Here is a 13085-nt window from a genome sequence, read left to right as displayed (position 1 = left end):
CGTGTCAAGACCTACGAAAATACTAATAGACCATAGTGCCTTGGTTCATAATCTGGAACAAATAAAACGTTTTGCCCCTAATAAGCAAATATATGCTATGGTCAAGGCAAATGCTTATGGCTGCGGAATCAGCGAGGTAGTTCCTGTCTTAGATGGGCGAGTAGATGCCTTTGGTGTTGCCTGTTTGGAGGAGGCGTTAGCGATTCGTGCTATGGGCAGTCGAACTCAATGCATGTTGAATCAAGGAGTATTTTCCCAAGAGGAATATAACGTTGTCGCACAATTTCAATTTGCCTGTATCATCCATCATGCCCAGCAATTGCGTTGGTTATTAAATAATCCTACAGTTAAACCCATTAATATCTGGGTTAAAGTAAATACAGGTATGCATCGCTTAGGGTTTAAAACTCACGAGTTACCCGAGGTAATGCATGCTCTGACCTCTTGTTCTTGGGTTGATAAGCAGATTGGTTTAATGAGTCATTTTGCTTGCTCCGATCAACCTGAACGAGCAGAAAATGAACAGCAAATGGCTTTATTTCAAGAAGTAAATATTCCTGGTTTTGCGTTGCGTAGCATGGCAAATTCAGCAGCAATTATTTCTTTTCCTCAAGTGCATGTTGATGTGATACGACCAGGCATTATGTTGTATGGCGTATCACCTTTTGCTAGCAGAAATGCTAGCGAGTTAGGATTAAGACCTGTAATGCATTTTGTGTCAGCGATTAGTGCTATTCATCATAATCCTCCATTAGCTCAAGTCGGTTATGGCGGAACTTGGAGTAGTCATAGGCCCTCGATTATTGGCGTCGTACCAGTAGGTTATGGCGATGGTTATCCCAGACATATTGCAGCGAATACTCCTGTGTGGATAAAGGGGCGTGAAGTGCCTGTAGTGGGCAGGGTATCCATGGATATGTTAACTGTTGATTTAACCGACCATCCTGAAGTTCAAATCGGTGATGCCGTTGAACTTTGGGGGGCGCACATTGCTGTGGAACGTGTTGCACAATCTGCGGGCACTATTGGTTATGAGTTACTTTGCCAAATTACTGATAGGGTGCGTTAAAATCGACGCACTAAGCTAAGGGGTTGTACTATGAATACAACAATCACGCTAAATACATCCATGTAGCTCTTGAAGGGCGGCCATGTTCGTCAAAATTAATTATGGATAATAACTGAACGTGATGGTAGAATGACAACCGGTTTTATAACCCTTAAATCACAGGTGATTCTATGATAAAAAAATTAACTGTTGCCTCATTATCTTTATCATTTTTATTAGTTGGTTGTACATCAATGAATAATGAAGGCGTTGGTACCATCAGTGGTGGGGTAATTGGTGGATTACTAGGGAGTCAATTCGGCAGTGGTTCTGGTAAAGTGATGGCTGCAGCTGGTGGCGCACTTTTGGGAGCTTACTTAGGTGGCCAAATTGGTAAAACCATGGATAGATTAGATAGACTAGAAATGCAACGTGCTTTAGAAACTGCACCAACTGGCAAGGCAGTTGTTTGGTCTAATCCTGACACAGGATATCGATATACGGTATTACCCACTAGAACTTATTATCATGCGCAGCAACCCTGCCGCGAGTACATAACCAAAGCTTTAATCGGCGGAAAAACTCAGCAGATTTATGGGAAAGCATGCCGTCAAGCTGATGGCTCTTGGCGTGTAGTGAGTTAATAACTCCATTGCCTTGTCGATTTAATCCTCTCTCCTGAATCTCTAGTCGGAGAGGGGATTTTTCATTTAGATGAAGCGGTACAATATCCATTCCCTATTTATTGGGATGGCACTGTATGTGGCGGTATCTATCACTTCCTATTGATTATCAATTATCCACGGGATTTGGAAATTCAATAGTACTTTGCATATAATTTATATATAACAATCAAATAAATCCTGAGTGGCCAATGGTCGTTTGACAGGCGGCATTGATGGGGCACCTCTTTGGGGGGGCAGTAAAGCAGATGCTGTACGCGATTTTGCCAAGACGCACAAGATTGTTCTTTCACACAGTTATGCTTATACCAACGGAAACGAAGATATTGCCTTTCTAAAGACAGTGAGACAAGCGGCTGTCGTTAATCCGAAGCGCGCGTTGAGCGAGGTTGCACACAGCGAAAGTTGGCGCGAGTTACACTTCTCGAGACGCCGTAAGGCCTCAGTTGCAACACGAGCGCGCAGCCTTGGTGCTTATTGCGCCTTAGTACTAACGTCGCTTGGTGGCGCAGTTTATGGCGTGACGACAGGAAAGAAACGCATGGCGGCTGAATGGATTAGTGCAACAAGTAGCGATGCCATGCTGGCTATTACTGGTGTTCACATCGATGTTCAGGGAGAAAACCATTTGTGGGAACATCGCCCCTCGGTGTTCTTGTTTAACCACCAAAGTTACATTGATGGCTATGTCTTACTGAGTCTTCTGAGGCACGGGGTGACCGGTATCACGAAAAAGGAAGTAGCCAAAACTCCGATCCTAGGATCGCTCTTGCGTGCTTTGGACTTTGCATTTATTGATCGTAACGATACTCACAGCGCCATAGAGGCGATGGAGCCGGTTATTGATAAACTTCGGGAGGGATTGAGCATCGTGATAGCGCCAGAAGGGACGCGCAGCCTCACACCAAAGTTAGGTCGATTTAAGAAAGGGGCTTTTCATATAGCGATGCAAGCTGGTGTCCCTATTGTGCCGGTGGTCATTCGCAATGACTACGAGATGATGATGAGAAATTCGTTACTATTTCGGCCGGGTACGGTGCAGGTGTGCGTGCTACCTCCATTCGATGTGACAAAGTGGAACGTTAAAGACATTAATTGCCATATTGCTGAGGTACAGGAAATTTTTCAACGTACTCTCGATGATTGGCCAGAGGTGTAATTTTTTCCGTATTTCTAGGAAATGCATAGTATTAAACTTTGACAGTGATGAGAATTTTTAAAGATCCTTAATCAATGGGAGGAATAGAGTTAAAAAGTATTGTCCGATGAGCAGCTTAAAAACGCTAATATGATTGTATTTAAAATTAAAGGAAGCCCGTTTTGCATGGTTATTTGTGCTATATTTATACAGCGACGTACATAATATTCATTATTTTCATGGAGAAAGAAATGGCTAATCTAATTCATAATGTTCTCCCGAGGCCTGCTCGAAAGATTTTTTTTATTAAACCCGAAGATACTGTAAAACAGTGTATTGAGCTGATGGCAGAGTATAATATTGGTGCCTTAGTTGTTCGTGATGAGAACGATAAATTAATTGGGATAGTGAGTGAACGAGATATAGTATTTTCATGTTTGCATCAAGGGATGGATATCAATACAACCAAAGTTTCGGAAGTAGTTTCTTCTAAAGTAACAGTGCTCAGTCCGCACGACACAGTAGAAATGGCAATGCAGGCCATGACGGATACCCGAAGAAGGCATATATTAATTTATGAAGGGGATGAGCTGGTCTCTATTTTATCTATAGGTGACGTACTTTTTCATATTTTAGAAACTAAAGCGAGAGAGATAGAGCATTTAGAAAATTATATTGCCCGATAGTCAGCAGTTTTGGTTGATAAAGATATCCAAGAGAGTGTTTATTTTCAATAAGAGAATGTAGCACCTCTTATATTATTTGCATAGTGATTGAGAAAATATCAACTCGTTGAAAAATATAAAATTTCATAAAATGCAAGCACAATGTTATAGTAATGTTTTTCATACAAGTGAATGTATTTATGCGTGTTGCATTTAGATATTTAGTGATTATATTCCTATTCACTACCAGTTTATGGGCAAATAACTCATCTTCTCTATGGTATACAAAGGATGCAGGCAATAAGATTATTCTTAACGTAGAGTTGTTTTTATCTTCTACATGTCCTCATTGTCATAAAGCAGATGCATTTTTTAAAGAAACAGAAACTACAACTCCTTGGTTACATGTAAACCGTTATATTATTGATAAAGACAAGAATGCATTAGTTCGCTTTAATCAATTATTAAATGATCAACAAATGAGTGACTTTGCGGTTCCATCCATATTTTTTTGTAATTCAAGGTGGGTTGGCTTCGCTACGGCTGAGACGACGGGAAAAGATCTTCTTCACGCATTGAATTATTGCAAACAACAGATTGAGGAAAAAGGTGAACTTACGTCCACCAATATCGGTGTTTTACGACGTTGGGCTAATGCTAATTTATTCGATTCAGGAATGATAGAACACCCAACTGCAGGTAAATATTTAACTGTTGTTGCCCTTATGGATGCGTTTAATCCTTGCGCTTTGTTTTCTATTGGTGGTTTTTTTGCTCTTCTCTTTATGCAAGATAGTCGTAAGAGACAGATAATTTCTGGTTCTTTATATATTTTAGCCATAGGTTTAGTCCATTTTACGCAACAGACTTTTACTAATGCTTTTTATGAGTGGCTTCCATGGTTCAGATGGCCTGCAGCAATCATAGGCTTATTTGCCTTTTATCTGGCAGGTCAATATTATAGAAAGAAAACCGCACCTAAGTTATTTTATTTATTGGCACTTCTATTAGGTTTTGTGACCCAAGCTTATCAGCAAACTTGTTTGATGAATTGGTCCTATATATTCCAACAATGGTTATATAACCAGCATATCTCTAGTATTAGGACAGGATTGTACCAATTTGCCTATCAAATGATGTACTTAGCGCCTTTAATATTGATGCTTATTTTGTACGTGAGTTTGATCAAAATGAAACGTCTGGCTAATTGGGAACAACGTCTACAACCCGTGGGACTATTGTACATTATGGCCGCGGCATTATTTTTAATAATATATCCCCCGGTTTTGTCTAATTTATTAATGTCATTATTTGTACTATTATGCGTGATTATCGCTGGTTTATTTTTGAGTAAATTTAGGGCTTCTTAATATTTTTATTTTTTGACCATTTTTAGATTTATAGCGTACACTTGATCATGAGGTAGAAAGTAATTTATTGTTTATGGAGAAGTCTCTAAAATGGATTCAGAGTCAGAATATAAACATTTATTTCCTATTGCCATCGAAGTAGAAAGTGGTAAAAAATATCTATGGTGTGGCTGCGGGAAAAGTAAGACTCAACCACTTTGTGATAGGAATGATTGTGGTAATCAATGTGTGTCTTATGTAGCGGAACTTAATGAAGAAATATATTTTTGCAATTGCAAACAGACAAAAAATCCTCCATTTTGTGACGGAACACATTCAAAATTATTACTTGAAATCGTAAAGCACAGAAAAGAGCAAGCAAATCATCAAAAGGACTGCTTAAATGATAGATCAGGAATTAAAGAAAAAGATTGTTAATACTATCAGTCAATATGAGCTTAAGTGCGATAAGATGCAGTTACAGATTAATGCATTTAAGGATGTTATCAATCAATTGATCATTAATTCGTCTGGGGTCAATTATGAAATGGATGATCATTTAACACAGTTACGTAATCAATTGGATGCTGAGTTTGACTCCGATGCATTAGAGCAAAAGGTTCAGTATTTAGCTCAAATGCCTGCAAAAATACAAAAGAAAAGAATAGAAAATACGAAAACCATTACCAAGCTTATTAAACAAGGAACAGAGTCTATTAGTCGTTTGGCTAAAAAATCTCATGATAAAAGAGCAATAAGCAAATTACAGAAGATGTTGAATACTGAAATAGAAAGTCAGGCTATTTTAGTTCACTTTAATGAAGTATTAACCCAATGTGTTTCTTCTGTAATAAAGGATTTGGAGGAGTCAGCCCAAGTTCTGAAACAAAATGGCGCTAAAGAAACTGATTGGATTGAAGTTGGTATTAAGGTTAATGAGAGTTTACAACAGCTACTGAATCATTTATCTATTCCACATGATTTAGATGCAAAAAGAGAAAAGATTAAAAGCAGTTTGGAGCAGCAGCTAACGAGCGAGGGATTGAGTAAAATTATCGATGGATTAACAGAGCTTGTTGTTGACGCATTTAATGTAGAACAGAATCGTTTTAAAGGTTTTTTACAGCAGTTAACCAATCAATTGCATGATTTTAATATTTTTTTAAAAGTGACTGAGGATGCCCATCAACAAGCATTTAAAGATAGTCGCCAATTAGAGCATGGGATACAAGATAATATTAATCAAATCAAGAATCACTTTGATAACTCAAAAGGCATAGAAGAACTATCTATTAAAGTAAAACAAAATCTTGATATGATAGGCGATCGAATCAAAGAATACCGTAAGAATGAGCACAAGCGGGAAATGGAATATCAGAAGCAAGTTATGGAGTTGCAGACAAAGCTATCTGAATCTGAGCAAAATGCTGAGGAAATTAAGAATATTCTTTCTTTTCAAAAATATAGAATTAATCATGATAGTTTAACAGGGCTGCCCAATCGCGATTCTTATGATGAACATATCGTAGATTCATTTCAGCGTTGGAAGAGAAGCTCTAATGAGCTATCACTTGCGATAGGGGATCTCGATCGTTTTAAACATATTAATGATAATTTTGGACATTTGGCTGGTGATAAAGTATTAAAAAAAGTGGCTACGATTTTTAAATCATCTATTCGCAACTCCGATTTTATTGCACGAGTTGGTGGCGAAGAGTTTGTTTTTATATTTGAGAAAACCTCCAGTAAAGCGGCACAGGCTATTCTTGAGAAGTTACGTAAACTCATTGATGAGTGTCAGTTTGTGTACCGCGACCATAAAGTTGATGTGACCATATCTTTTGGTTTAACGACCATTAAAAAAGGTGATGATATTGAGTCTTTATTTATGCGTGCAGATGATGCACTTTATAAAGCTAAAAATACAGGACGCAATCGTATCGAAGTTTTATAGCTTATATAACAATCCTTGGTGCGCTACAAATTCGACTTGATCTTATTACTCTGATTTGGGATCATCATTATTCTTTGTTTTTCAGGTGTTACCATGAGTAAACTCATTGATATTCCCGTTGTTGTAGAGAGTGGACAGAAATATAAAACATCACAGGGAATAACCGCAATTAAGGATGGGGTAAAATCAACAGATCAGGCTCATGAGCGCTTGCCAAAACCGAAATGGTTGCGCATTGTCAATCATACCTCTCCAGCATACGCTCAGGTCAAAGAACAAGTTCGAAAGCATCGATTAGCTACAGTATGTGAAGAAGCTAAATGCCCTAACATTGCTGAGTGCTGGTCACATGGCACAGCAACTATTATGTTAATGGGGGCGGTATGTACACGAGCCTGTCGTTTTTGTGCAGTAGATACAGGGAATCCACATGGATGGCTTGATACAGCAGAACCAGAAAATACGGCTAATACAGTGGCTCTAATGAACTTGGATTATGTCGTGTTAACTTCGGTGAATAGGGATGACCTTCCTGATGGCGGAGCCAATCATTATGCACAAACAATACGAGCCATAAAAAAGCGTTCTCCTCATACTAAAATAGAAGCACTAACTCCTGATTTTCAAGGAGTAGAGCGCGATGTAGCTGCATTATTGGATAGTGGGGTAGATGTCTTTGCTCAGAATGTCGAAACGGTCGAACGTCTCACTCATCCTGTTAGGGATAATAGAGCTGGCTATCACCAAACGTTGAAGGTTCTTGCGTTTGCGAAACAATATAGGCCTGATGTTTTAACAAAAACCAGTTTAATGTTAGGCTTAGGGGAAACAGATGAAGAGATCATTCAAACCATGGATGATTTACGAGCTCATCAAGTAGATATCTTAACGTTAGGTCAATATCTACAACCGACAAAAAATCATTTGCCTATTGCTCGTTATGTGAGCCCAGAGACTTTTGCTGAGTTAAGGCAAATAGGTTTGCAAAAAGGTTTTTTTGAAGTGGCCTCAGGTCCTTTAGTGCGTTCAAGTTATAGGGCGGATAGAGTGTTTAAACGTGATAATCTAGGCTTGGATACGCCTGAATAACAGGGAAGAGCATCGACTTAATCCGTTGTGTAACGTATTGGGAATGGGGCCATTTCATTACATTGTGGCGTGATCTTATCCGAAACTCACGTTGCTTCACTATAGTATGACTCATACCAGCTCGATGCCTTTTCTTCTCATCGCTCGCTGCAAATAAAAAGCCATAACACACATCAGCGCCCCTATTACAAGCGCGCTTATCCCCATAATCAGGTAATAGTTTTTATAGTAAGACAGACTTTCCACTGGCGATTTGATCGTTTCCGGTATGGCCACCCATCCTGCGATTCTTCCGGAAATGGCATTAGCCATAGAGCTAGCTATGTACCAAACCCCCATAGCAAAAGCAATTGCCTGATTATCACAATATAGGCCTATCATGCTTAACCCTATAGCGCTGACCCATAATTCGGCAATGGTAACTAAGATGTAAGTTAAGGCGATATAATTACCATTCACTACTCCACCGGTAGCGATGCATGCAGCAAATGCTAAGACTAGAAGAGAAACTCCAGCAAGCATAGTTCCTGATGCAAATTGATAAGGGATGGTGAAACGATAAAAGAAACGATAAAAACGAGGGAGTTGGCTACCTATTAATAAGATCAATAAAGGGTTTAGCATTTGGTATTGGGCAGGAGATACGGTCAAACCAAATAAATTATGGTTTGAATTATTTTTTGCAAACAAAATGACAGTGCTGCTCATTTGGTTGTAAATAATAAAAAATATTACAGCTTCCAAAATCAATAAAATGGCTATGATTTGTTTACTGCGCGCTTCTCCTTCGAGTTTCAGCGTTTTTACTAAAAACCAAAATATACTTAAAGCACATCCTAAACTAATAAGGGTGCTTGCAATATAGACATGGGAATAAGCAAATAGGGTGAGCGCATAAATAATGGCAATATATGCGACCAATTTCATTATATCTTGTTGAACAAATCGCTCTTTATCTTTACCCCAAATAACAGAGTCATAAATTGAATAACGTTTAGCAAAATTTAATGCAGCAATTGATTTACCAACAAAAGTCAAGGTGAGTATAGACAGCGGGCCATAACTACTCTCTAACAATGCTGGAGCGATGAGCGTGGCTAGAAGAGCTCCAACGTTAATCGCCATATAATAATAAGTCATCGCTGATTTAGCTTTAATCGCATCATCGGCATAAATATGGGAAACCATGCTGGAGGCAGTACCCATTAATAACGAATTAGTCGCAGGAACAAAGGCATAGGCAGCTATAAATAATTGGTCTCCTACAGAAGTAATCGTATATCCACTAAGCATTATTAACAAATAGGCGCAGGCTAACATGATACTTCCGAGTAATATGGCTCTGCGAACACCGATGACATTATCTGCCATGTAACCGCCTAAAATAGGCATTAAATACCCTGTCGCCTGAGTAACCCCGATGAACGCATAGGCTTTGGTTTGATTATAACCCAGGCCATGAGCGAGCAAGGGACGGGTTAAAAATAAAATTAATATGGTGTTAAGCGCATAAACGGAAAACTGGCTCCAAAAAGTAATAAAAATAATATTATTAGTCTGTTTTTGCCTAAGTCCCAACTGTGGAAATATATTTTTGATTGCATTGGAAATCAATTTCGCTCCTTGTTCTTACAAAGCCCACCATCCTAGGGGCTTTAGGCCTATTAGACTTCTTTGTAAACTCTACTGCAGCGGGAAATTGCTTCGTCGATACGGTGCTCGAATCCTCTTGTGACTTTCGTGTATGCTGTGGTTCTACGCTCAGTGTCTCTTCGCACGTCCCTCGCCGCAGGGAGTTTGCAAAGCAGTCTATTCTGAGCATAACGCACTGTGCTCAGAATAACAAAGATAACCTTGAATGATTGTTACTCCGAACGGAGCCATCTCATTTTGTGATTACAGTATGCTCTGGAATATTGACTCTAAGGCCAATTAATATGGTATTTACATAGGGCTTATAACGGCCCTGCAAGGTCTCATCAGATAATGGTTCAATTTGAGTTTGTGTGGTGCTCGTATATTGGGTGAATTGATAGGTTAAAAGTAGATCGAGGTTATCGCTTATTTTTGTGATTGCTCCGGCCTTTAATCCTCCTCCAGTTAGCCATTGACTGACATTTTCGCTGACGCCAACATTACCTGCTGTATTTATTGCTTTAATCGCAAAATAACTAGTGGAAATGCCTGGACCCACAAAAAAACGGACCGACTCATTATATCGGTATGTGGGCAATAAAAAGAGGGAAAATCCATACTTTAGTCGCTCTTCTGCAGTAACACTTTCATTAAAGAACCACTGATTAATTACATACCGTGATTTTCCTGTAAACAGATCGGCATCTGCTTCTAGTGAAGTAGAAAATTTTGCGCTAAAAGGATACTCATACCCTGCTAAAATTTGTCCGTGAAAATTAGTATAAGCGTTACTAAAGCTAGACGATGTTGGTGCCACTTCCTCAAGAGGATAGAGCAAATCCTTGTCTATTGTAACGCTATTAATACCTAAATTAAGGCCAGAATAAATTCCAGAATAGGCATCTAATGACAACAGGCAGGCGATAATGATTGATAAGGAATGTTTATTCACGTTAAGCCCTTTTTATAAAATACTGGGAATAGTAATTGGATTTGATGTTCTGCTGATATGATTTGCATCAGTTGCAGTAATGGTGACATTAGGTATCCTTCTAGGTGTCGTAATGTTTCCAATAATGAAGCGATGGCGGTTCATATCAAATCTAACGGTTGCTCCCGGCAAACCATTGATTGTGTAGACATCAGTGAATTCTGGAATACAGTCTGCATAGAGAACAAATGCTTCTCTAGTATTCATGCCGTTGCGAGTCGCTGCGGTTAATACTGGGGCTCTAGGCGGAACCGCGGTGATAGCAAAATTATTTTTTGAAATATTAAAGAAGGTTCCATTACTTGCTTGCACCATAATGCGGGCTGTAGCGGTATTCAGGTTAGGAACGCAGATTTGTCCACTTCCGTTATTTATTGTGTTTGATAGGAGAGTGTAAGGGTATGATTGTCCTCCATCAGTAGATAAGAAAATAGTGACGTAAAAGGCACTAATGGGAAAAGAATTAGTATTGGCTACATTCCACGTGACTGTTTGCGGAGATAGTCCTAACCAATTAATACCTTCATTGGAGGGGTATGTTACTATAAAGGGGCCGGCATTATTAGTCGTGGTTACAGTGGTGTCAGTGTAGGCATTACAAGAGCCACCAGGGGTATTGTTGCGCACGGACACTCTAAATTTCATAGTACGAGAAACTGAAGGTAACACTTCCCAGGTAAAAGGCCCTCCATTGCTCAATGCATTGAGATTGGGGAAGAAACGTGTACCCGTTGTTTGTGGTAAAAAGCTTCTAAAATTGGGGCCGTCTGTAGCCGTACTGACTGGGGGCTGAGGAGAGACTTCATTATTCATCTGCTCCCAAGTATAAGTTAATACTTCATTTCCGCCGTTTTTAGTTGTTAATGCAGTTAAAGCAAAGGGAGTTTGAGCAGGAACTGTAAATCCGCCATTTGTACTCCGAATTATCGGTGCACTAGGAATAGCTGTTGTTACAGGACAAGTATGCTCAGGACTAGAGACAAAATCTCCCATTTCCTGCAGACTAATCCCATTGAAATAAGCATCGGAATTGTTCTGAACATTAGGCGGACAAATTCCGGCATAGCCCATAATGGTGCTACCACTTCCCGGTTCTACAGCCGTAGGATCATTGCGCCGACAATTATTATTTTGTACGTGATTAGCCCCAAATTGATGGCCTATTTCGTGAGCTACATAGTCAATATCAAAAGGATCTCCTATCGGATTTGTTCGTCCTGTCACACCCATCGCTTTGATGTCATCCCCACAAACACTGGATAACTGCGCAAGACCACTTCCAGCTGAGTCAACGACTTGACCTATATCATAATTAGCTGCACCAATGACTTGATTTACATTCTCTTGATTCTCAGTGATCATCAGTCTAGGAACACCGTGCGTATAGGGCTGATTATTCGGATCGGTATAGATGATGAGATTATTGTTGGCAATAATTTGCAAGGTGATCGCCATATCAATTTCATAAACCCCGTTCACTCTATTGATGGTCGTTGCTTCAGCACTTAATGCATTGTCTACCGTCCCTCCTTGAAATTGTGTGTATTGTGCTGTTGCAGCCATAGCCAAGCGGTATTTCTTGAGTTGGCAAGGATTAAAATCAACGAAATGTTTAGCACCAACCGGTGGTGTTATTAATTGGTTTTGGCTGTGTACGCCACATTTTAAACGTTTAGAGTTAATAAAATCTTTTTTACTATAGACCATGTAATATTGAGAGTTCCCTTTTTTCCAGGGATCAATAAAAACAGGGCTTTGTCCTGGTTTGAGAATCATTGCATGGAAGCCCTGAGTGGTGAGATCCAATTTAACGAATTCACTTGGGTCGGTCACCCCATAAGCATCATAAGTTTTAATCAAGGGGAATTTTGCACTGAGTTCAGGATGCAGCGTGCTATTCTCTACAATTTGATACAGTTTGGTTGTTTGATCGGGCAAAGGAAGGACAATTTGTATTGTTGTTCCTGATTTTAATCCATCTCTATGAGGAACCTTTTCCAATTCAGCAGAAAGTTGATTGAGATCAATTTCAACAAGACGAAAGTGACTTGCCTGTATATTATTTTTCGCCGTGGAAGAAATTGTTGATGGATTTACATCCTTAAAAAACGGTTGAATCACTTGATCTTGGGCTAAAGCAACAGAGCAAAACAGGATGAGTGATGAAGTAAAAAGCGTCCTTGTCATTATATCTTATCTCTAATAATTAAGACGTCGAATTTAGCATTACAATAAGTTGAGTTCAATAATAAGTCCCCTATGTCAACGGCAGTGATGCGGGGGTCTAATACACAGAACACATACTCTAATATAAGTTTATGTTTTATTGATCTATTTTTCTCATTCTCTCTCATTCTCTCTCATTACTCATACCATTGATGCAAAAAAATGACTTTATTTAACCCTGGATGTTAATCATTTGTTAATTATAAAAGAGTATATTGGTAAATAAGAACTATTTTTATACAAATAGGATAGAGGTAATAATGATTGTTATGATCTATAATTTATCATAAAGAAAATATGGTGGTCA

General features: G+C 39.0%; 11 protein-coding genes. 8 read left to right on the top strand and 3 right to left on the bottom strand.

From position 1 onward, the window contains the following. The first annotated feature begins 1 nt into the window (after position 1). The 8 genes from alr (at position 2) to lipA (ending at position 7926) form a co-directional block, all read left to right on the top strand. Entirely contained in the window at positions 2 to 1069 is a 1068-nt protein-coding gene (gene alr, locus LFA_RS09455; protein ID WP_045095969.1) for an alanine racemase, read from the top strand. A gap of 173 nt (positions 1070 to 1242) precedes the next feature. Then, positions 1243 to 1692, top strand: coding sequence for an RT0821/Lpp0805 family surface protein (locus LFA_RS09450; protein ID WP_045097527.1), 450 nt, complete (start codon positions 1243 to 1245; stop codon positions 1690 to 1692). 223 nt (positions 1693 to 1915) lie between these two features. After that, on the top strand, positions 1916 to 2890 hold the full coding sequence (locus LFA_RS09445) for a 1-acyl-sn-glycerol-3-phosphate acyltransferase (protein ID WP_052673924.1): 975 nt from the start codon (positions 1916 to 1918) through the stop codon (positions 2888 to 2890). Between the two features lie 230 nt (positions 2891 to 3120). Next, positions 3121 to 3555: a CBS domain-containing protein gene (locus LFA_RS09440; RefSeq protein WP_045095967.1), complete on the top strand. Its 435-nt coding sequence runs from the start codon at positions 3121 to 3123 to the stop codon at positions 3553 to 3555. Positions 3556 to 3734: 179 nt separating this feature from the next. Next, the gene (locus tag LFA_RS09435) at positions 3735 to 4904 is read left to right on the top strand and encodes a thioredoxin domain-containing protein (protein ID WP_045097526.1); all 1170 of its coding nucleotides are present in this window, start codon (positions 3735 to 3737) and stop codon (positions 4902 to 4904) included. 90 nt (positions 4905 to 4994) lie between these two features. After that, positions 4995 to 5321, top strand: coding sequence for a CDGSH iron-sulfur domain-containing protein (locus tag LFA_RS09430; RefSeq protein ID WP_045095966.1), 327 nt, complete (start codon positions 4995 to 4997; stop codon positions 5319 to 5321). Continuing rightward, positions 5287 to 6837: a GGDEF domain-containing protein gene (locus LFA_RS09425; protein ID WP_045095965.1), complete on the top strand. Its 1551-nt coding sequence runs from the start codon at positions 5287 to 5289 to the stop codon at positions 6835 to 6837. The genes LFA_RS09430 and LFA_RS09425 overlap by 35 nt, the downstream gene beginning before the upstream one ends. A gap of 93 nt (positions 6838 to 6930) precedes the next feature. Next, positions 6931 to 7926 (top strand): lipoyl synthase, encoded by a 996-nt coding sequence (gene lipA, locus LFA_RS09420; RefSeq protein WP_045095964.1) that lies wholly within the window; start codon positions 6931 to 6933, stop codon positions 7924 to 7926. A 111-nt stretch (positions 7927 to 8037) separates the two neighbouring features. On the opposite strand, the gene LFA_RS09415 is transcribed toward lipA, so the two are convergent. The 3 genes from LFA_RS09415 to LFA_RS09405 all read right to left on the bottom strand — a co-directional run bounded on the left by LFA_RS09415 (position 8038) and on the right by LFA_RS09405 (position 12739). Further along, positions 8038 to 9540, bottom strand: a complete 1503-nt coding sequence (locus LFA_RS09415) for a peptide MFS transporter (RefSeq protein ID WP_045095963.1) — start codon at positions 9538 to 9540, stop codon at positions 8038 to 8040. A gap of 271 nt (positions 9541 to 9811) precedes the next feature. Then, positions 9812 to 10513 (bottom strand): outer membrane protein, encoded by a 702-nt coding sequence (locus tag LFA_RS09410; RefSeq protein WP_045095962.1) that lies wholly within the window; start codon positions 10511 to 10513, stop codon positions 9812 to 9814. Positions 10514 to 10525: 12 nt separating this feature from the next. Beyond that, positions 10526 to 12739, bottom strand: coding sequence for a reprolysin-like metallopeptidase (locus LFA_RS09405; RefSeq protein WP_045095961.1), 2214 nt, complete (start codon positions 12737 to 12739; stop codon positions 10526 to 10528). Between the last annotated feature and the right edge of the window lie 346 nt (positions 12740 to 13085).

Source organism: Legionella fallonii LLAP-10 (genome assembly GCF_000953135.1).
Lineage (GTDB): Bacteria > Pseudomonadota > Gammaproteobacteria > Legionellales > Legionellaceae > Legionella > Legionella fallonii.
This window is presented reverse-complemented; position numbering and strand designations above follow the sequence as displayed.

What these genes read in the sequence shown, in the direction of transcription:
- LFA_RS09440 (WP_045095967.1), top strand. Translation starts at nt 3,121, where the DNA reads ATGGCTAATCTAATTCATAATGTTCTCCCGAGGCCTGCTCGAAAGATT.
- LFA_RS09435 (WP_045097526.1), top strand. Translation starts at nt 3,735, where the DNA reads ATGCGTGTTGCATTTAGATATTTAGTGATTATATTCCTATTCACTACC.
- LFA_RS09430 (WP_045095966.1), top strand. Translation starts at nt 4,995, where the DNA reads ATGGATTCAGAGTCAGAATATAAACATTTATTTCCTATTGCCATCGAA.
- LFA_RS09425 (WP_045095965.1), top strand. Translation starts at nt 5,287, where the DNA reads ATGATAGATCAGGAATTAAAGAAAAAGATTGTTAATACTATCAGTCAA.
- lipA (WP_045095964.1), top strand. Translation starts at nt 6,931, where the DNA reads ATGAGTAAACTCATTGATATTCCCGTTGTTGTAGAGAGTGGACAGAAA.
- LFA_RS09405 (WP_045095961.1), bottom strand. Translation starts at nt 12,739, where the DNA reads ATGACAAGGACGCTTTTTACTTCATCACTCATCCTGTTTTGCTCTGTT.